The 18,582-nt window shown below is 65.3% G+C and carries 19 protein-coding genes and 1 pseudogene; 14 read left to right on the top strand and 6 right to left on the bottom strand.

From position 1 onward, the window contains the following. Positions 1-191 precede the first annotated feature (191 nt). Together QOC76_RS10155 and QOC76_RS10150 are read left to right on the top strand one after the other, a co-directional pair. Positions 192-593 (top strand): hypothetical protein, encoded by a 402-nt coding sequence (locus QOC76_RS10155; RefSeq protein WP_526356701.1) that lies wholly within the window; start codon positions 192-194, stop codon positions 591-593. 796 nt (positions 594-1,389) lie between these two features. Further along, the gene (locus QOC76_RS10150) at positions 1,390-2,028 is read left to right on the top strand and encodes a class I SAM-dependent DNA methyltransferase (protein WP_526356700.1); all 639 of its coding nucleotides are present in this window, start codon (positions 1,390-1,392) and stop codon (positions 2,026-2,028) included. Positions 2,029-2,119: 91 nt separating this feature from the next. Here QOC76_RS10150 and QOC76_RS10145 read toward each other — a convergent pair whose 3' ends face one another. Together QOC76_RS10145 and ychF are read right to left on the bottom strand one after the other, a co-directional pair. Beyond that, positions 2,120-2,965, bottom strand: coding sequence for an alpha/beta fold hydrolase (locus QOC76_RS10145; RefSeq protein ID WP_526356699.1), 846 nt, complete (start codon positions 2,963-2,965; stop codon positions 2,120-2,122). A 202-nt stretch (positions 2,966-3,167) separates the two neighbouring features. Continuing rightward, complete coding sequence (gene ychF, locus QOC76_RS10140) at positions 3,168-4,265, bottom strand: redox-regulated ATPase YchF (RefSeq protein ID WP_526356698.1); 1,098 nt, start codon at positions 4,263-4,265, stop codon at positions 3,168-3,170. A gap of 131 nt (positions 4,266-4,396) precedes the next feature. Here ychF and QOC76_RS10135 point away from each other — a divergent pair, with 131 nt between their 5' ends. Then, the gene (locus QOC76_RS10135; RefSeq protein ID WP_526356697.1) at positions 4,397-5,455 is read left to right on the top strand and encodes a DUF6542 domain-containing protein; all 1,059 of its coding nucleotides are present in this window, start codon (positions 4,397-4,399) and stop codon (positions 5,453-5,455) included. Between the two features lie 6 nt (positions 5,456-5,461). On the opposite strand, the gene QOC76_RS10130 is transcribed toward QOC76_RS10135, so the two are convergent. Further along, complete coding sequence (locus tag QOC76_RS10130; protein WP_526356696.1) at positions 5,462-6,463, bottom strand: 4-hydroxy-3-methylbut-2-enyl diphosphate reductase; 1,002 nt, start codon at positions 6,461-6,463, stop codon at positions 5,462-5,464. A 54-nt stretch (positions 6,464-6,517) separates the two neighbouring features. Here QOC76_RS10130 and QOC76_RS10125 point away from each other — a divergent pair, with 54 nt between their 5' ends. The 4 genes from QOC76_RS10125 (at position 6,518) to QOC76_RS10110 (ending at position 9,712) form a co-directional block, all read left to right on the top strand. After that, the gene (locus QOC76_RS10125) at positions 6,518-7,069 is read left to right on the top strand and encodes a lipid droplet-associated protein (protein WP_526356695.1); all 552 of its coding nucleotides are present in this window, start codon (positions 6,518-6,520) and stop codon (positions 7,067-7,069) included. A gap of 22 nt (positions 7,070-7,091) precedes the next feature. Next, positions 7,092-8,327, top strand: a complete 1,236-nt coding sequence (gene xseA / locus QOC76_RS10120; protein WP_526356694.1) for an exodeoxyribonuclease VII large subunit — start codon at positions 7,092-7,094, stop codon at positions 8,325-8,327. Then, complete coding sequence (locus QOC76_RS10115; RefSeq protein WP_526356693.1) at positions 8,324-8,536, top strand: exodeoxyribonuclease VII small subunit; 213 nt, start codon at positions 8,324-8,326, stop codon at positions 8,534-8,536. The genes xseA and QOC76_RS10115 overlap by 4 nt, the downstream gene beginning before the upstream one ends. 63 nt (positions 8,537-8,599) lie before the next feature. Then, positions 8,600-9,712, top strand: a complete 1,113-nt coding sequence (locus QOC76_RS10110) for a 3-beta-hydroxysteroid dehydrogenase (RefSeq protein ID WP_526356692.1) — start codon at positions 8,600-8,602, stop codon at positions 9,710-9,712. 14 nt (positions 9,713-9,726) lie between these two features. On the opposite strand, the gene QOC76_RS10105 is transcribed toward QOC76_RS10110, so the two are convergent. Further along, positions 9,727-10,005, bottom strand: a complete 279-nt coding sequence (locus QOC76_RS10105) for a dsRBD fold-containing protein (RefSeq protein WP_526356691.1) — start codon at positions 10,003-10,005, stop codon at positions 9,727-9,729. A 79-nt stretch (positions 10,006-10,084) separates the two neighbouring features. Next, on the bottom strand, positions 10,085-10,543 hold the full coding sequence (locus QOC76_RS10100) for a DUF5994 family protein (RefSeq protein ID WP_526356690.1): 459 nt from the start codon (positions 10,541-10,543) through the stop codon (positions 10,085-10,087). A 220-nt stretch (positions 10,544-10,763) separates the two neighbouring features. On the opposite strand from QOC76_RS10100, the pseudogene QOC76_RS10095 reads away from it, so the two are divergent. From QOC76_RS10095 to QOC76_RS10075, 5 genes and pseudogenes are all read left to right on the top strand, one after another. Beyond that, a pseudogene (locus QOC76_RS10095) lies at positions 10,764-11,574 on the top strand (sulfatase-like hydrolase/transferase); the annotation flags it as partial. Positions 11,575-11,624: 50 nt separating this feature from the next. Further along, the gene (locus QOC76_RS10090; RefSeq protein WP_526356689.1) at positions 11,625-13,169 is read left to right on the top strand and encodes an arylsulfatase; all 1,545 of its coding nucleotides are present in this window, start codon (positions 11,625-11,627) and stop codon (positions 13,167-13,169) included. Next, positions 13,166-14,101 (top strand): HAD family hydrolase, encoded by a 936-nt coding sequence (locus tag QOC76_RS10085; RefSeq protein WP_526356705.1) that lies wholly within the window; start codon positions 13,166-13,168, stop codon positions 14,099-14,101. Before QOC76_RS10090 ends, QOC76_RS10085 begins: the two co-directional genes overlap by 4 nt. Before the next feature lie 76 nt (positions 14,102-14,177). Then, entirely contained in the window at positions 14,178-15,047 is an 870-nt protein-coding gene (locus tag QOC76_RS10080; protein ID WP_526356688.1) for a formylglycine-generating enzyme family protein, read from the top strand. Positions 15,048-15,069: 22 nt separating this feature from the next. Continuing rightward, positions 15,070-16,413 carry an adenylate/guanylate cyclase domain-containing protein gene (locus QOC76_RS10075; RefSeq protein ID WP_526356687.1) on the top strand — a complete coding sequence of 448 codons (1,344 nt, stop codon included), beginning with the start codon at positions 15,070-15,072 and terminating at the stop codon, positions 16,411-16,413. Positions 16,414-16,416: 3 nt separating this feature from the next. Here the strand turns inward: QOC76_RS10075 and QOC76_RS10070 are convergent, their stop codons facing one another. Next, on the bottom strand, positions 16,417-16,863 hold the full coding sequence (locus tag QOC76_RS10070) for an SRPBCC family protein (RefSeq protein ID WP_526356704.1): 447 nt from the start codon (positions 16,861-16,863) through the stop codon (positions 16,417-16,419). 77 nt (positions 16,864-16,940) lie between these two features. On the opposite strand from QOC76_RS10070, the gene QOC76_RS10065 reads away from it, so the two are divergent. Together QOC76_RS10065 and QOC76_RS10060 are read left to right on the top strand one after the other, a co-directional pair. After that, positions 16,941-17,714, top strand: a complete 774-nt coding sequence (locus QOC76_RS10065; RefSeq protein ID WP_526356686.1) for an SDR family NAD(P)-dependent oxidoreductase — start codon at positions 16,941-16,943, stop codon at positions 17,712-17,714. Further along, positions 17,714-18,574, top strand: coding sequence for an SDR family oxidoreductase (locus QOC76_RS10060; protein ID WP_526356685.1), 861 nt, complete (start codon positions 17,714-17,716; stop codon positions 18,572-18,574). Before QOC76_RS10065 ends, QOC76_RS10060 begins: the two co-directional genes overlap by 1 nt. Positions 18,575-18,582: the final 8 nt, after the last annotated feature.

The raw sequence follows: 18,582 nt of genomic DNA, 5'->3' as shown, positions 1-18,582 counted from the left end.
CCTCGATAGAGCAAGTGAGGGTCTCACTGTCGCACGGTATAGCAGTGCGACGCATCCTCGAACGAGCATCGCCATTCCTCGAAGCGACGCCGCCTGCCAAGCGAAAGCGTAAGGCGGTCGCGAGCGGTGCTGGCTTTCGGATCTGTCGACACGATTCGGAGGCACGCTCACAACACTGAAGGAGCACAACAATGAGTTTCAAGAAGACTGTGGCGCGATCCGCGATCGTGGGCGCGTTGGGCTTTAGCGCTCTTGGGTTGGGCGTCGGTCTCGGCACGGCGTCCGCCGACCATGGGAATGGTGGGCAGCCGTGCTGGCCACAAAACTGCCAGGGCGACCAACGTGGTGACGGCGGACAGGATCACCGTGGAGACGGTGGCGACGGTCGCCAGTTTGGGGACCAGTGGCGACCGGATCAATGGCGACCGGATCGGGGTGGCTGGGACCAGCGGCCATGGGATCAGCGCGGCTTCGACGACGCCCGTTGGGACCATCAGCCCTTCAACTGGCAGGGTCAACGTGTTGAGCCATACTTCGACAACGACCGCGGTGCCTGGGGATTCTGGTTCCTGGGCCTCTGGATCCCGCTGTGATCTGAGCGGGTGAACGTTCGCGCGTCCATGCTAACGCCGCGCTAGCGATAGGTGGGGCCGGTGGCGATATGCCGCCGGCCCCACCGTCACGTCTGATCTAACGTTCCCCCGTTCGGCCCGCCACTCTCTTGTCTCCGATATCGACTTCCTCCGCAAGGAAATCAAAGTGGAGCGGCAGGTCCAGCGAGCCAACGGTGGCGAGGTGGAAATACGCCCGCCGAAGTTCGGTTCCGAACGCACTATCTAAGCGCCGGAAGGGCAGCTCGAGGTGCTCGCCGAACACATCCGCCTACACCTCCCGGAGCAGGAGTCCGACAGTCGTGCTTCTGCTCCGAGGTGGTTGTTTCCCGGCGAGGGTGATCACCCGCTGCACCAGAACTCGGTGGCCCATTGGTGGCGCCGGGCGAAGGCCGCTGCCGGGGGGTCGAGTACCGCCTGCATGATTGCCGTCACTTCTACGCCTCGGGTCTCATCGCCTAGGGCTGTGATGTAGTGACTGTCCAGCGTGCGCTTGGGCACTCCTCCCCTGCTGTCACTTTGAACACTTACGCACACCTCTGGCCCGATGCGAATGACCGCACACGGAAGGCTGCCGGGTGAGCTGTTCGACGCGTCCCTGAAAGCTGCTGCGGACCCACTGCGGAACGCGAGCCAAAATACCTGCGGAACAGGTTTTTAGACGTTGAACCGGAACTCGACCACGTCGCGGCTTCCCATCAGGACATGCTTTCGCCTGTGCTCCGTCGGTTCATGTCAAATTCGTGCCTCATCGCCATCAGTGCCCTACCGTCGTGAGATGGGGGTTCGGCATTCCGTCATGGCGGGTGTAGCGAAGCAGCTCGGTCATCCGAGTGGTCTCCGCGGGCGCCTCGTCGGTGCCGCGCTCAATCGAGGCAACCGGCACTTGGTGAAGAGCGCCGCGCAGGCGCTGCAACCCGACGAAGCGTCGGCGGTGGCCGATGTCGGATTCGGTGGAGGGGTGGGGCTTAAGTTCCTGCTCCACGATGTCGGTCCTTCCGGGCGTGTTCACGGTGTCGAGGTGTCGGAGACGATGCTCAGTCAGGCCGCGGGGCGATACCGCCGAGACATCGCATCGGGGCGGCTGTCATTGCATTCCGCGTCCATGACGGAACTGCCTTTTACCGATGGGGAATTAGACGGCGTCATCACCGTCAACACCATCTACTTCGTCGCAGACCTCGATCCTGCATTCGCGGAGCTTGCCAGGGTGATCAACAGCACGGGTCGACTCGTCATCGGACTGGCCGACCCGGAGGTCATGGCAAGACTTCCATTCACAGGACACGGTTTCCATCTCCGTCCGGTACCGGACGTGACCGACGCGTTACGCAGCACCGGCCTGAGCGTCGAACACCGTCAGATCAGTGACGACGCCAATGCACCGCACCTGCTGATCGCCCGGGCGATCGCGTGAAACGTCGCACGAGCAAGCCCCCTTATTTCGACGTAGACGTTTTTCCAAACCGGAACTCCACCACGTCGCCGGCGGCATGAGAGCTGGCCCTTCAGGGCTGCGCGACGGCGCGTTCCACGACCAGTTCGGTGGCGCGTACCACCAAGTCCGGCTGTGAGAACTGGATGTAGTGGTCGCTGCCGGTGGCGATCAGATGTGGCGTGTTCGGTACCAGTGCGACGATGGCGTCCTCGGCCTGCTCGTAGAGTCGGTTGGTTTCGTCCGCGGGCAGTCCCGGAAACGACGTCAACCCGGCGAACGGCTCCGTCTTGGTCAACACCGCCACCGGTACCCTCGGAAAGGGTGGTCCCGCAAGCACTTCGGCGACGCTCGCGTCGAGGTCAACCCGTTCGGAGTCAGGGTTGCGCATCGAGGCGATCGGCATTCGGCCGATGGGAGGGTTGAGACCCTCGTCGCGATAGGTCGGCCAGCGTGAGCCGAAGACCGCGGGGATAGTGGCGCTGAAAGCGTCGACGAACACGACGCCGCGTACCTGATCGGCGTGGGCCTGCGCATACGCGCGAGCGATCAGTCCGCCGAGTGAGTGGCCGACCACGACATACGGCGGCGCGATCCCCGCCGCGGTTAGCACGTCATGGAGCTCCGCGACGAGTTCGCCGGCGGTACGGGGCTGCTGGACCGGGGTGCTGCGACCGGTGAGCGGTGTGCCCTCGACGTAACGCAGCGTGCCGGGACGGTCGTACGCGCAGACCCGATGTGATTCGGCAAGCGCGGGAAAGACCGGTGGACCCACGGCTGGAGGCAGCAGACCGAGCACGTCGGCCTGCGTCCAGACGTCCGAAGAGTCGTGGTAGCCCGAGATCAAGACGATGGTCGGCGCACCGGCCGCAGCCCGACCATGACACGTCAGGTAAACATCCCGTCCACCGATCTGCATTGCGCGAGCGAAGTCTCCAGTTGCGCCGTCGGTCCGGCCGCCATCAGACGTGCAACCAGCGATGAGAAACGACAACACCCAAATCGTCGTCACTAAACGCTTCGTCGCCCAGCCGCATCCTCGCATCAGCGCGAAGGTCCCAGGTGCGTACCCCAGTCGCGACCGCGGTAGCGAATCATCGCACCTGACCACCTCGGTGCTGCTATTGCTTGCTCGTAGACGCAGATCCGAACCGGAATTCGACTACGTCGCCGTCGGCCATCACATAGTCCTTGCCTTCCATCCGGACCTTGCCGGCGGCCTTCGCCGCGGCCATCGAGCCGGCGCCGATCAGGTCGTCGTAGGAGACGATCTCGGCCTTGATGAAGCCCTTCTCGAAGTCGGTGTGGATGACCCCGGCGGCCTTCGGCGCCGTGTCGCCCTGATGGATCGTCCACGCCCGTGACTCCTTGGGCCCGGCCGTGAGGAATGTCTGCAGCCGCAGCGTGTGAAAGCCGGCGCGGGCCAGCGCGTCGAGGCCGCGCTCGGTCTGGCCGATCGACTCCAGCAGCTCGGCCGCCGACTCGTCGTCGAGCTCCTGCAGCTCGGCCTCGATCTTCGCGTCGAGGAACACCGCGTCGGCCGGGGCGACCATCTCTCGCAGCGCGGCGGTGCGCTCGGCGTCGGTGAGCACCGCCTCGTCTGCGTTGAACACGTAGAGGAACGGCTTCGTCGTCAACAGGTTCAGCTCTCGCAGCAACGCCGTGTCGACCGACTGGGCCGCCGCGAACAGCGTCCTGCCGCCGTCGAGAATCTCCTGCGCGGCCACCGCGGCCTCATGGGCGGGCCGGCGCTCCTTGTGGGTTCGGGCTTCTTTCTCTAGCCGCGGCAGCGCCCGCTCCAGTGTTTGCAGGTCGGCCAAGATCAGTTCGGTCTCGATCACCTCGATGTCGGACTTCGGGTCGATTCGTCCGTCGACGTGGGCCACGTCGTCATCGGTGAAGACGCGCACCACCTGGCAGATCGCGTCACTTTCACGGATGTTCGCCAGGAACTTGTTGCCGAGACCTGCGCCCTCGGAGGCGCCTTTGACAATCCCGGCGATGTCGACGAACGTGACGGGTGCATGCACGATTTTCTCGGATTCGAACAAATCCGCGAGCTCAGTCAGCCGCGGATCCGGCAGCGGCACCACACCCTCGTTCGGCTCGATCGTGGCGAAGGGGTAATTGGCAGCCAGCACGTTATTGCGCGTCAGCGCGTTGAAGAGCGTTGACTTACCGACATTCGGCAGTCCGACGATTCCCAGATTCAAGCTCACAGGGACTTAAGTCTAGGAGACGGCCGCAGGCGCGCCAGCGTGCGCTGGCAGCTACTTCCAGCCGAAGCCGGTACGGTCAACGTGTGTCAGGACAGCGCGCGAGGTCTGCGGTTGCGGCCGAGCATCGCTCCATGATCCCCACCATTCCCGGTGTGCCGTCGTGGGGCGCAGTGCTCATCGCGGTCACGTTCACCGCCATCGGCTTCGCGTTCGAGGCCGGTTCCGGCGCCAAGGAGCTGAACTTCGCCTTTGCTGCCGCCTACGCCGTCGGGTGCGTCGCGGCCGTGGTGGCCGTGCGACAGACCGGTGTGTTCACCGCAGTCATCCAGCCTCCTTTGATCCTGTTCGTCTGCGTGCCGGGCGCATATTTCCTCTTTAACGGCGGCAGCATCGGCGGCATCAAGGATCTGCTGATCAACTGCGGCTATCCCTTGATCGAGCGCTTCCCGTTGATGTTCTTCACCTCGGCGATCGTTTTGTTGGTCGGGCTGGTCCGCTGGTACATGGGCATGTCGCTGCGTCGCACCCCCGCTGCCGAACGGCCTGCATCATCCGAGGGCGCGTTGTCGGCGGTGACAGCAAAGATCTCGGGTCTCCTGACGCGCGACGCCGACGACGAGGACGCCGCCGACGAGGCGCCGCGACCGCGACACACTAAGCAGCATTCGATCGACCGGGGCGCCAAGACAGCCAAGAAGACCGCAGCCACGGCACGAACCCGCAGCGGGCGGCCTGCCAAGCGCGCACAGCCGTCGCGCTCGCGGCACACCCGTCCGCCCGAGACCGAGATCATCGAGCCGGTGACCGAGCGCCCGCGTCGGCAGCGCCCCACCCGCCGGACCACCGACCCGACGGTGCCACCCGCCGGCGAGCCACGACGGCGCACCCGGTCGACGTCGGCACGAGAACCCCGCAAGCAACCGCCGCCGAGTGAGCGCCGGTCCCCCTATCAACGACCCGAACGGCACACCCGGTTCGACGGCTTCGAGCCGTTCGAACCGCACGGCACCAACGGAAACGGCTCGAACGGCAACGGCTCGAACGGCAACGGCTCGAACGGCAACGGCACCCACCACCCGGTCTCTCGGGTGCGCTACCGCGGTGCCGACGAGGGCGAGCAGCGTCCGCAATACCGGGCGCGGCCGCGCGCGTCCAAACATCGGGCCGAGGCCTGGGAGTACGACGTCTAGAAAGCCCTACCTGCGGGGCGGACGAATCTCGCGCGGCAACGCGAAAACCAGTGTCTCGTTCGCGGTGGTGACGGGCTGCACCATGTCGAATCCGTACTCGGCCAACCGATCCAGCACGCCGCGAACCAGGATCTCGGGAACCGAGGCGCCGGAGGTGACGCCGACGGAGGTAACCCCGTCCAGCCAGGCCGGGTTGATGTCGTTGGCGTAGTCGACGAGATAGGCAGCGTCAGAGCCTGCGTTCAGCGCCACCTCGACCAGCCGCACCGAGTTCGACGAGTTGCGGGAGCCGACGACGATCACCAGCTGGCATTCGGGCGCCATCGCCTTGACGGCGACCTGGCGGTTCTGCGTGGCGTAACAGATGTCGTCGCTCGGCGGGTCCTGCAGCGTCGGGAACTTCTCGCGCAGCCGGCGCACCGTCTCCATCGTCTCGTCGACGCTCAGCGTGGTCTGCGACAGCCAGATCACCTTGTTCTCGTCGCGGATCGTCACCTCGTCGACCGCGTCGGGACCGTCGACGAGCTGCACATGATCGGGTGCCTCGCCCGCCGTGCCGACGACCTCTTCGTGGCCCTCGTGACCGATCAGCAGAATGTCGAAGTCGTCGCGGGCGAACCGCTTGGCCTCGTTGTGCACCTTGGTAACCAACGGGCACGTCGCGTCGATGACCTGCAGCTTGCGCTCGGCCGCCGTGGTGTGCACGGTTGGGGCGACGCCATGCGCGGAGAACACCACGATCGCGCCTTCAGGCACTTCGTCGGTCTCGTCGACGAATATCGCGCCTGCCTTGGCAAGCGTGTCGACCACATGCCGGTTGTGCACGATCTCGTGGCGGACGTACACCGGCGCGCCGTGCTTTTCCAGGGCGCGCTCGACGGTTTCCACGGCCCGGTCCACACCCGCGCAGTACCCGCGGGGTTCGGCCAGCAGAACCCTTTTACCTGCCACACCGCTGGACGCCGAGATGGAGGCGCCGGGAATCCCCATGTTGATAGTCGGTGGCATGGATCCCAGGGTACTGACCCGCACTGCCGGGAGGCCAGCCGTAGGCTGGGGCCCATGGCTACTGCACCGTATGGCGTCCGTCTGCTGGTAGGAGCGGCGGTAACCGCCATCGAGGAAACACTCAAGCTTCCGCAGACCATTCTCACCTACCCGATGACCGTCGCGAGTCAGATCGCGCACCTGGTGATGAAGATGCAGCAGGACGTGGCCGATCTGGTCAACAAGGGCGACGAGACGCTGGAGGGTCTGTTCCCGCCGAAGGATGAGCAGCCCGAGTGGGCGACGTTCGACGAGGACGTGATCGACGAGGCGCCCACACCGTCGGGCCCTGACGGCGAACGGCTCACCGAGGGCAGGTTCGCTCTGTTCACCGGCGGCGAGCCCGAGACGGAACCGGAAGACCCGGCGCCGGTGGCGACCGACCTGCCGGAGGTCGTCACGCGTCTGGACTACGAGACGCTGACGCTGGCGCAGTTGCGGGCGCGGCTGTCGTCGCTGCGTGTCGCCGACCTCGAGTCGCTGCTGGCATACGAAGAGTCGACCAAATCGCGCGCACCGTTCCAGACATTGCTGGCCAACAGGATCACCCGCGCGACGGCCAAGTGACCACCCGAGCGGGCTCGGCAGAATGACCGCAGACGAGCGGGGCCAATCCGCGGACAATCCCTTCCCCGTCCGCACCGTCGCGATGATGGTCAAGGATTGGATCGAGAAGCTCGGAACCGTCTGGATCGAAGGCGAGGTCGCTCAACTGTCGATGCGGCCCAACACGAGTACGGCGTTCATCACGCTGCGTGACCCGGCCGCCGACATGTCGCTGTCGGTGACCTGCCCGCGCGACCTCGTGATGAATGCGCCTGTCAAGCTGTCCGAAGGAACCCGGGTGATCATGCTCGGGCGGCCTAACTTCTTCGTCGGCCGCGGCTCGTTCTCGTTGCGGGTCAACCAGATTCGTGCGGTCGGCGTCGGAGAGCTACTCGCCCGGATCGACCGGCTGCGCAAACTGCTGGCCGCAGAAGGCCTGTTCGATCCCCGGCTGAAGCGGCCAATTCCCTTTCTGCCCAGCACTATCGGATTGATCACCGGGCGGGCGAGTCACGCTGAACGTGACGTCATCGCGGTGGCCACGGATCGCTGGCCCGCAGTAAGTTTCGCCGTTCGCAACACCGCAGTGCAGGGCACCAGCACCGTCCCGCAGATCGTGGAGGCGTTGCGCGAACTCGATGCCGATTCCGCCGTCGACGTCATCGTCATCGCACGCGGCGGCGGCAGCGTCGAGGATCTGTTGCCATTCTCCGATGAGACGCTGTGTCGGGCGATCTCGGCATGCACCACGCCGGTCGTCAGCGCCATCGGGCACGAGCCGGACAACCCGCTGTGCGATCTGGTCGCCGATCTGCGGGCCGCCACCCCGACCGATGCCGCCAAGCGCATCGTTCCCGACACCGCCGCCGAGCTGGCGCTGCTGCTCGAGCTGCGCGAGCGCAGCGCGCGGGCGCTGCGCAACTGGGTGCACCGCGAGGAGCATGTCATCGGCCAGCTGCGCAGCAGACCGGTGCTGGCGCAGCCGCTGGCCGCGCTGAGCTCACGTGCCGACGAGGTCGACCGCTGCAGAACCGCCGCCCGTCGTGACGTCAGGCGCCTGGTCACCGCCGAATCGGAGCGGGTCGGCCACCTGGCGGCCCGGCTGACGACACTCGGGCCCGCCGCGACCCTGGCCCGCGGCTATGCGGTGGTACAGGCAGTGACGGCCGCGGGCGAGTCGGCTGTCCTGCATACCGTGGGCGATGCGCCTGCGGGAACGCAGCTGCGGGTGCGGGTGTCCGACGGGGCGGTAATGGCCGTCAGCGAGGGAAGTCAATGAAGCCTATTAGTGAATTGGGTTACGAAGAAGCCCGTGACGAGCTGGTCGAAGTCGTCCGCAGGCTGGAGCAGGGCGGAGTCGATCTTGATGCCTCCCTCAAGCTCTGGGAAAGAGGCGAAGAGCTGGCCAAACGATGCGATGAACACCTCGCGGGCGCCCGCAGGCGCATCGAGGACGCGTTGGCCGCCGGCGATGACGACAAAAGTTGATAAATCAAACAAATTCGCCAAAGGTGCTCGAAACTGGAACACGTTTCAGTTAGGCTCGCCCGCATGGGTGATGCAACGCTTACGACTGATCTTGGCCGTGTCCTGGTCACCGGCGGCTCCGGCTTCGTAGGGGCGAACCTGGTGGCAGAGCTGCTCGAGCGCGGCCATCAGGTGCGCTCGTTCGACCGCGCGCCCTCTCCGCTGCCGGCTCACCCTCGGCTTCAGGTCGTCCAGGGCGACATCTGCGTCAAGGACACCGTTGCAGCGGCCGTCGACGGCATCGACACCGTGTTCCATACCGCAGCGATCATCGACCTGAGGGGCGGCTCGTCGGTCACCGACGAGTACCGCCAGCGCAGCTTCGCGGTCAACGTCGGCGGCACCGAGACCCTGGTGATGGCAGGTCAGGAGGCCGGGGTGAAGCGGTTCGTCTACACCGCCTCCAACAGCGTGGTGATGGGCGGTAAGCGGATCTCCGGCGGAGACGAAACGCTGCCCTACACCGAACGATTCAACGACCTCTACACCGAGACCAAGGTGGTCGCCGAGCGACTTGTATTGTCGCAGAACGGTGTTCGTGGAATGTCGACCTGCTCGATCCGGCCCAGCGGTATCTGGGGCCGTGGCGACCAGACCATGTTCCGCAGGTTGTTCGAGAGCGTGCTCGCCGGCCACGTCAAGGTGCTGGTCGGCGGCAAGCACGCCAAGCTGGACAACTCCTACGTGCACAACCTGATACACGGTTTCATCCTGGCCGCAGAGCACCTGGTGCCCGGCGGGACGGCTCCTGGGCAGGCGTACTTCATCAACGACGGTGAGCCGATCAACATGTTCGAGTTCTCCCGCCCCGTCGTCGAGGCGTGCGGACAACGCTGGCCTAGGCTCCGCATCTCGGGCGCGTTCGTGCGCTGGGTCATGATGATCTGGCAGTGGCTGCACTTCCGCGTGGGGCTGCCCAAGCCACCGTTCGAGCCGCTCGCTGTCGAGCGCCTGTACCTCGACAACTACTTCTCGATCGCCAAGGCGAAGCGCGATCTCGGCTATCGGCCGCTGTACACCACTGACGAGGCGATGCGCGACTGCCTGCCCTATTACCTCGGACTCTTCGAGCAGATGAAGGCCGAGGCGCGGGAAGCGCCGGTCAAGGTGGTACCGGCGGGCCCTCCGACGGGCTGACGATCCGGAAAGCGTCAACCCACCAAGTGGACCGGATGGCGCGTCACCGCTTCGATCCTTGCGCCGGCGCGGTGGAGCAGATCCGTGCCCAGCGAGATCAGCGCCCTGGCGGCCGCGATCTCCTCGCCGATCATCGGCTGACTGACGTCCCTGGGGTTGCGGAACGCATCACCGATCGCGGTCAAGACCTCACCGTCACCGAGATGAGCGCGGATCGTCGCATGCGTATGCGTCTCGTCCTCGTTGAACTCGATGTCGAGGCGCCAAACGTCGTCCAGAGACTTGTCGTACATATACGCCACCTTCCCGCCTATAGAGTGCTCCGCTGCTCGGCTGCGCACCGGGAAATGGCGCGTTTGCTGCAATCCGGCCCTAGAACGTGGTCGACGGGGCGGTCTCCGCGGCGAACCGGTCGACCAGGTGTCGCAGCACGGCCACACTGACTGACCCGGTCGCGTCGGTGACGGCACGCAGAACGCAACGGACAGCAGCGACGGGGATTGCGGGCGGCACGACGAAGAGCACCGCAGACCGGGCATGCGTGCCCATCAGGTAGATCGTGTCACTGGCAACCATCGTGTACGGATCGACTCTGGTCAGTACGGTGCCGCGAATGATTCGCGACGGCGCATTCGGCCACACGCTCGGGTCGTAGACCACCCGACGAACCGGACCGATTGACATCCCCAGAACGGCGACGAGGTCAGGCAGCTCGGTGCGTAGATCGGAAGTCTGCGGCCACCAAGCGCCATCGATCGCGCCCGGCAATGTCGAACGGCTGCACAACGCCAACCGGAGCGCACTCGCATTCTCGGAAGCGATCTGCACCATCGGGCGCTGCTCCAGTCAGGTAGTCGAGCAATCGCAGACGGCAGCCGAGATGTCGGACACGCGACGAACCTACGACTCACTGACCATAACCCACGCCCGAATTTCGACGTCTCCGAAAATTTTCCTGGGAGCCTGCTGAAGCGGCCCAATGCTGACCGGAACCCGAATAAGGTCAAGTCGCACATCGGATTCGGTCGGGGCGTAGGCAAAGGGGCGTCGCATGCCTGAAGGCAGGCCGAACATCCTGGTCATCTGGGGCGACGACATCGGGATCAGCAATCTGAGTTGTTATAGCGACGGCTTGATGAGCTACCCCACCCCGAACATCGACCGCATTGCCAACGAAGGTATGCGATTCACCGACTCCTATGGTGAGCAAAGCTGCACAGCCGGCCGCGCGGCGTTCATCAGTGGGCAAAGCGTCTACCGCACCGGCATGAGCAAGGTCGGCGTGCCCGGCGCTGACATCGGATGGTCGGCCGACGATCCCACCATCGCCGAGCTGCTCAAGCCGCTTGGCTATGCGACCGGGCAGTTCGGCAAGAACCACTTCGGCGACAAGAACAAACATCTGCCGACGGTGCACGGGTTCGACGAGTTCTTCGGCAACCTTTACCACCTCAACGCCGAGGAAGAGCCCGAGCAATTCGACTACCCGCACGCCGACCAGTTCCCGAAGCTCCACGACTTCGCGTTACCGCGCGGCGTGCTGAAGTGCCGGGCCACCGACGAGGACTCGACCGAGCCGGACGACCCGAAGTACGGCCCGGTCGGCAAGCAGGTCATCGAGGACACCGGGCCCGCTGGACACCAAGCGGATGGACACCATCGACGACGACATCGCCGACGCGACCGTGGACTACATCAAGCGTCAGCACGCCGAGGGCAACCCGTTCTTCGTTTGGTGCAACTTCACCCATTTGCACGCGTTCACTCACACCAAGCCCGAAAGCCTCGGGCACGCGGGGCTGTGGCAGTCCGGCTACCACGACACGATGATCGACCACGACAAGAATGCCGGCACCGTTCTTGGCGACCAGGCCGTCGAAAAGCTCCATAAGTTCCTAGCGAAGGATTAGCCATGCCCGAAACGAAGCCGAACATTCTCGTCATCTGGGGCGACGACATCGGTATCTCGAATCTGAGCTGTTACAGCCGCGGAATGATGGGCTACTTCACGCCCAACATCGACCGGATCGCCGAGGAAGGACTGCTTTTCACCGACTCCTACGGCGAGCAGAGCTGCACCGCCGGTCGTTCATCGTTCATCACCGGCCAGAGCGTGTACCGAACCGGCATGAGCAAGGTCGGGATGCCCGGCATGGACATCGGGTTGCAGAAAGAAGACCCGACGATCGCCGAGTTGCTCAAACCTCTCGGCTATGCGACCGGCCAGTTCGGCAAGAACCACCTCGGTGACCTGAACAAGTACCTGCCGACGGCGCACGGCTTCGACGAGTTCTTCGGCAACCTGTACCACCTCAACGCTGAGGAAGAGCCGGAGAACCCCGACTACCCCACCGAGGAAGAGGCGCCGATACTGCGCAAGGCGTTGTTGCCGCGTGGTGTCATCCATTCCTGGGCCACCGATAAGGATTCCGGCGAGGTGGACGAGCGGTACGGCCCGGTCGGCAAACAACGCATCGAGGACACCGGACCGCTGACCAAGAAGCGGATGGAGACCATCGACGACGAAACCACCGGCGCGTGCATCGATTTCATCCGCCGCCAGCATCAGGACGGCACACCGTTCTTCGTCTGGATGAACATGACGCACATGCACTTCCGGACACACACCAAGCCGGAGAGCCTCGGCCAGGCCGGCCGCTGGCAATCGCCCTACCACGACACGATGATCGATCACGACCGCAATGTCGGCCAGTTGCTCGATCTGGTAGACGAACTGGGAATCGCCGAGGACACCGTCGTCGTCTATTCGACGGATAACGGGCCGCATGCCAACAGTTGGCCGGACGGGGCGACCACACCGTTCCGCAGTGAGAAGGCCACCAACTGGGAAGGCGCCTTCCGGATTCCGGAGATGATTCGGTGGACCGGGAAGATCAAGCCACGCGGTGTTTCCAACGAGATTGTCCAGCATCATGATTGGTTGCCGACGTTCCTGGCCGCCGCCGGCGAACCCGACATCGTCGAAAAGCTCAAGAAGGGACACAAGGCCGGCGATATGAGCTACAAGGTCCATATCGACGGATTCAACCTGTTGCCGTACCTGACGGGTGAGGTGGAGAAGAGCCCACGGCGAGGGATGATCTACTTCTCCGACGACTGTGATGTGCTGGGCATCCGCGCCGAGAACTGGAAGGTGGTGTTCCAAGAGCAGCGCTGCCGAGGCACCCTGCAGATCTGGTTCGAACCATTCACCCCGTTGCGTGCCCCGAAGTTGTTCAACCTGCGAACCGACCCGTTCGAGCGTGCGGATATCACGTCGAACACATACTGGGACTGGCTGATCGACCGCATCTACCTGGTGCTCTATGGGTCGGCCATCGCGACGCAATTCCTCGAAACGTTCAAGGAATTCCCGCCACGGCAGGAGCCCGCGACCTTCACCATCAACCATGCGGTCGAAGAACTCAACAAGTTCCTGGCATCCCGGGGCGGCTGAGCGTGGGCGAACTCACTTCGTGGAACGACGGAGCCACGAAGTCGGCGATCGTCGACTTCGTGCACCGTATCACCGCCGAGGGCGCCCCGGATTTCGTCGCCCCCGACGCCCGTGTCGCAGTCTTCGACAACGACGGCACGCTGTGGTGCGAGAAGCCGATGTACATCCAACTCGACTTCATCGTCCGCAGGCTCAGTGAGAAGGCCGGCGCCGATCCGTCGCTGGCCGGGCAGCAGCCGTATCTGGCCGCCGGCACCGGCGACCTGAACTGGTTCGGCGGCGCCATCACCAAGCACTACCAGGGTGACGACGCTGACCTGAAAGTACTTGCAGGCGCGGTGATGTCCCTGCATGAGTCGATGACTGTCGAGGATCACGCCGCCCTGGTCGCCACGTTCTACTCGCAGGCCAAGCACCCGACGCTGGGGCGTCCGTACCAGGACTGTACGTATGCGCCGATGGTGGAACTGCTGCGCTATCTCGAGCAGAATGGCTTCACCTGCTACATCGTGTCCGGCGGCGGCCGCGATTTCATGCGTCCGATCACCAGCGCCATCTACGGGGTCCCGCCCGAACGGGTCGTCGGCAGCTCGCAGGGGCTGAAGTTCGACGGCGCAGAAGGCCACGGTGACCTGTTGATCCAACCCGCGCTCGACGTCTTCGACGACGGGCCGGAGAAGCCGGTGCGCATTTGGAACCGCGTCGGCCGCCGTCCGATTCTTGCCGCGGGCAACTCCAACGGCGACGACGAGATGTTGATGTATTCGGGTAGGCCCGGAGCAGCGTCACTGCGTCTGGTGGTGCTGCACGACGACGGGGAGCGGGAGTTCGATTACACCGCAGGCGCAGAGCGCGCGCTCGAGCACGCCAAGCAGTTCGGCTGGACAGTGATCAGCATGAAGAACGACTGGGCGACCGTCTTCAGTGACTGACAAGGATCCGCCCAAACCAACGTATGGGCGAGAAAGTGCGAGTAAAAGTCGCCAAATCGTCGATCTCGGTGAGGATATGGCGCGGATTCCGGCGCAGACTGCAGTGGTCGGATCCGACCACCACGATGCCGAGGAAGGGCCTGCGCGAACGGTCAGCGTCGACGAGTTCTGGATTCAGGCGCGCCAGGTAACCAACGCCGAATATGCCGAATTCATCGATGCCACAGGCTATGTCACCGTTGCCGAACGACCGCTCGATCCCGCCGACTACCCCGACGCACCAGCCGAGAACCTGCAGGCTGGGTCGATGGTCTTCCACCGCACCTCGGGTCCCGTCGACCTGCGGCATATCAGCCATTGGTGGACGTGGACACCCGGCGCGTCATGGCGGCACCCCGTCGGACCGCATTCATCGATCGACAAGCGCATGGACCATCCGGTGGTGCACGTCGCCTACGAGGACGCCGAAGCCTATGCCCAGTGGGCGGGTCTCGCGCTGCCGACCGAGGCGGAGTGGGAGATCGCCGCGCGCGGCGGCCTCGACGCGGCGGTGTACACCTGGGGCGATGAGCCCGAGCAGGCCGGCCAGCGGCTGGCCAACTACTGGCACGGGGACTTCCCGTGGCGCCCCGCTCCGGGATACGGCCGCACCGCCCCTGTCGCCAGCTTTCCCGCCAACGGGTACGGCCTGTTCGACATGGCCGGCAACGTCTGGGAGTGGACCACCGACTGGTACACCGACTCCCGCGAAGGCGACCCGTGCTGCGAGGCGGGCAGCTACGACGCGCGACAGCCGCAGTTCCGCGTGCCGCGCCGGGTGATCAAGGGCGGCTCGTTCCTGTGCGCCGACACCTACTGCCTGCGGTATCGGCCCGCCGCTCGCAGGCCCCAAATGGTCGACACCGGCATGAGCCACATCGGCTTTCGTTGTGTAATGCGCGGATAAACCGGCTCGCTGCTGTGAGTATGTGAGGGTGAAGGACGGCGGAGTCCACTACGCGCGCAACGGCTCGGTCCGGCTGGCCTATCGCGTGCTCGGCGAGGGCGACACGACCGTGGTGTGGAACCCCGGGTGGTTCAGCCACGTCGACGAGTGGGTCGACCCCGCAATGCCGTTTGTGGCGTTCATCGAGGCACTGACCCGCGGCGTCCGGCTGGTCCTGTGGGACAAGCGCGGGACCGGGCTGTCGGATCCGGTCACCGATGTACCGGCCCTCGACGAGCGGATGGATGATCTGCATGCGGTGATTGATGCCGTCGGAGTCGAAACCGCCGCCTTTTTCGGTATGTCCGAAGGGGGCCCTCTGAGCATTCTGTTCGCTGCGACGTATCCGGAGCGCGTCCAGTCGCTGGCGCTCTACGGCACGATGATGCGGTTCAGCCCCGAGTTGCCGGATCACCCGTGGGGTTGGACCGCCGAGCAGAGCCAAGCGATGGCCGAGGAGATCGAATCCAGTTGGGGCGAAGGCGCTCTCGTGGACATGTTCTTCGGGCCGATCGCGGACATACCGGGCTTCAGAGAGTTCTACGGACGGGCGCAGCGGTCGGGTGCCAGCCCGACGATGACCCTCATGCTGCTACAAGCGCTGATCGCGTGCGATGTGGGCGGTGTGGTGGGCTCAGTTCACACCCCGACCCTTGTCATGGCCAGACCTGGCGACGTGGTCGCTCCCATTGATGGAGCGAGGGCATTGGCGGCGGCCATGCCGAACGCCCGGTTTCAACAACTGTCGCCGGGTCCGCATTCGTTGTTGGACGACCAACTCGCGGCGGTCATTGTGAACTTCGCGCGCGGTAGGCCCGCCGAGGACCCTGGAGAGCGCATTCTGTCGACGGTGTTGTTCACGGACATAGTCAGCTCCACCGAACAGCTCGTCGCACAGGGCGACACGCAGTGGCGTCATCAACTCGACGCGCACGACAAGCTCGTGGACTGGCTGCTGGAGAAGTACGGCGGCCGCCGCGTCAAGCACACGGGCGACGGCATGTTCGCGCTCTTCGACGGTCCTACCAAGGCGGCCCGCTGCGGCCTCGACATGGTTCCTGCTTTGGCCGCCAGAGGAATTCGTATCAGGGTCGGCGTGCACACCGGCGAATGCGAGCGGCGCGGCGAGGAGTGGAGCGGGGTGGCCGTCCATGTCGGCGCCCGGATCGGAGCGATGGCTGGTACTGATCAGGTGCTCGCCAGCCGAACCGTCCGCGACCTCTCGGCCGGATCCGGGCTGCGCTTCGACAGCTTGGGCGCGCAGCAGCTCAAGGGTCTCGGCGAGGATGTCGAGGTGTTCCGGGTGACCGCGCCCTCCCGCGTTTAGCCCTCAGCCTTCGGCCGCCTTCTTGATCGCGGCGAGCGTCTCGGGAATGCCGCTTCTGGCCGCGTCGCGGCGCTTTTCGATCTCCCGGTCGGCGTCCTCGCCATAGCGCTCGCGGAAACCGGCGATGCCGGCAGGCAGGAACTCCCACTTCTCGGTCAGCCGTGTGCCGTCACCGTCCGGCTCGAACGTGTACGCCCAATGCACCCAGCCGTGGTTGACCTGCCAGGCGAACCTGCGACCGGGTTCGGCGGCCACCACCTGGCTACGGGTCTCCCACGTCCGCTCCGCGGACTCGTTGCGGCCGGTGAACCAGGAGCCCACCGTGGGCCCGCCGCCCTCGTCCCACCAGCACGCCCGGCACACCGGACTCCACTCGCCCATCCTGGTCACGTCGGACACCAACGCGTACAACTCGTCGGGTGTCGCCGCGACGGAAATCGACTCGGACATCTTCAGATCGGTCACGGATCGAGTGTGTCAAAGCGCTAAGTTGGAACGCGTTCCACCGCCGTCGAAAGGCAAACTGGATGAGCGACAGTAGTGAGCGGATCGCCGTCGTCGTCGGCGCGGCGTCCGGCATCGGCTGGGCTACCGCACGCGCCCTGGCCGCCGACGGCTGCCGCGTGACCCTCGCCGACCGCAACGGCGACGGCGCTCGAACCCGGGCGAGTGAACTCGGCGAGCCGCACACCGCAGCGGAAGTCGACGTCACCGACGAGGCCTCTGTGCAACGACTCTTCGAGCAGATCGGCCCGCTCGACGTCGTGGTGAACTGCGCGGGCTTCGGCAGCCTCGGGCTGATCACCGAGCTGGCCGTCGACGAGTTCCGCTCGGTCGTCGACGTCTGCCTCAACGGCGGGTTCATCGTGGCCAAGTACGCCGGCCAGAAGTTGCGCGAGGGCGGCTCGCTGGTGACGATCAGCTCACTCAACGGACGCCAAGCCGCCGTCGGGATGAGCGCGTACTGCTCGGCCAAGGCGGGCGTGTCGATGCTGACCCAGGTCGCCGCACTGGAGATGGGACCGCGGGGCATCCGTGTCAACGCGATCTCCCCCGGCTTCGTCGACACCCCGCTGACCGAAGGCTCCTACCTGGTACCGGGTCTCGTCGAGGACTACATCGACAACACCGCCCTTGGCCGCGCAGGCAAGCCGGAGGAGATCGCCGACGCGGTCGTCTTCCTGTGCTCGCCGAAGTCCGCGTGGCTCACCGGCGAGGTGCTCGACCTCAACGGCGGAGCGCACCTCAAGCGCTACCCCGACGTGCTGGGCCACGTCATGAAACTCGCAGAGACGCAGTGATGAGGCGCTCGGCCGAAGAACCGGCAAGCATTGCTCTCACCGGTAAGCAAGCGATCGTCACCGGCGCCGGGTCCGGCATCGGCGCGGCGTTGTGCCGGGCGCTTGTCGCCGCGGGCGCCGACGTGGTGTGCACGGACGTCGATGGCGACGCCGCCGAGCGCACCGCTTCGTCGCTTGGTGCTCGCGCGCGTCCCGATCGCCTCGACGTCACGGACGCGGCGGCGGTGCAGGCAACGGTGAACGACGTGGTGAACCGCACCGGCCGGCTGGATCTGATGTTCAACAACGCAGGCATCGTGTGGGGCGGCGACTCCGAACTGCTCACCCTCGACCAGTGGAACGCGATCATCGACGTGAACATCCGCGGCGTCGTGCACGGCGTCGCCGCGGCGTACCCGCAGATGGTCCGGCAGGGCCGGGGCCACGTCGTGAACACGGCTTCGATGGCAGGGCTGACCGCGGCGGGTCAAATCACCAGCTATGTGATGACGAAACACGCCATCGTCGGGCTGTCGCTCGCGCTGCGATCAGAGGCGGCCGCGCACGGGATCGGCGTGCTGGCCGTGTGTCCATCGGCCATCGAAACACCCCTTCTCGACAAGGGCGCCATCGGCGGGTTCGACGGCCGTAACTACTTCCTCCAAGGCCAGGGAGCGAAGTCCGCCTACCCCGCCGACCGCCTCGCACGGGACGTGCTGAAGGCCGTCGAACGCAACAAGGCGCTGCTGGTGAAACCGCGCAGCGCCCACGCCCAGTGGTTGTTCGCGCGGCTGGCGCCGGGGCTGATGCAGCGCGCGTCGATTCGCTTCATCGCCGGCCAGCGAGCCCACCAGACGGCAGCCAAGTCGGGCTCTCACTGAGCAAACCG

The organism is Mycobacterium sp. (assembly GCF_032159565.1).
Lineage (GTDB): Bacteria > Actinomycetota > Actinomycetes > Mycobacteriales > Mycobacteriaceae > Mycobacterium.
This window is presented reverse-complemented; position numbering and strand designations above follow the sequence as displayed.

Bases quoted from the DNA above. Each gene is read 5' to 3' on its own strand.
- QOC76_RS10130 (WP_526356696.1), bottom strand. From the start codon at position 6,463: ATGCCACCGACTATCAACATGGGGATTCCCGGCGCCTCCATCTCGGCG.
- QOC76_RS10105 (WP_526356691.1), bottom strand. From the start codon at position 10,005: ATGTACGACAAGTCTCTGGACGACGTTTGGCGCCTCGACATCGAGTTC.
- QOC76_RS10060 (WP_526356685.1), top strand. From the start codon at position 17,714: ATGAGGCGCTCGGCCGAAGAACCGGCAAGCATTGCTCTCACCGGTAAG.
- xseA (WP_526356694.1), top strand. From the start codon at position 7,092: ATGACCGCAGACGAGCGGGGCCAATCCGCGGACAATCCCTTCCCCGTC.
- QOC76_RS10070 (WP_526356704.1), bottom strand. From the start codon at position 16,863: ATGTCCGAGTCGATTTCCGTCGCGGCGACACCCGACGAGTTGTACGCG.
- QOC76_RS10150 (WP_526356700.1), top strand. From the start codon at position 1,390: ATGGGGGTTCGGCATTCCGTCATGGCGGGTGTAGCGAAGCAGCTCGGT.
- QOC76_RS10090 (WP_526356689.1), top strand. From the start codon at position 11,625: ATGCCCGAAACGAAGCCGAACATTCTCGTCATCTGGGGCGACGACATC.
- QOC76_RS10135 (WP_526356697.1), top strand. From the start codon at position 4,397: ATGATCCCCACCATTCCCGGTGTGCCGTCGTGGGGCGCAGTGCTCATC.
- QOC76_RS10065 (WP_526356686.1), top strand. From the start codon at position 16,941: ATGAGCGACAGTAGTGAGCGGATCGCCGTCGTCGTCGGCGCGGCGTCC.
- QOC76_RS10155 (WP_526356701.1), top strand. From the start codon at position 192: ATGAGTTTCAAGAAGACTGTGGCGCGATCCGCGATCGTGGGCGCGTTG.
- QOC76_RS10115 (WP_526356693.1), top strand. From the start codon at position 8,324: ATGAAGCCTATTAGTGAATTGGGTTACGAAGAAGCCCGTGACGAGCTG.
- QOC76_RS10110 (WP_526356692.1), top strand. From the start codon at position 8,600: ATGGGTGATGCAACGCTTACGACTGATCTTGGCCGTGTCCTGGTCACC.
- QOC76_RS10080 (WP_526356688.1), top strand. From the start codon at position 14,178: ATGGCGCGGATTCCGGCGCAGACTGCAGTGGTCGGATCCGACCACCAC.
- QOC76_RS10100 (WP_526356690.1), bottom strand. From the start codon at position 10,543: ATGGTGCAGATCGCTTCCGAGAATGCGAGTGCGCTCCGGTTGGCGTTG.
- QOC76_RS10125 (WP_526356695.1), top strand. From the start codon at position 6,518: ATGGCTACTGCACCGTATGGCGTCCGTCTGCTGGTAGGAGCGGCGGTA.
- QOC76_RS10145 (WP_526356699.1), bottom strand. From the start codon at position 2,965: ATGCAGATCGGTGGACGGGATGTTTACCTGACGTGTCATGGTCGGGCT.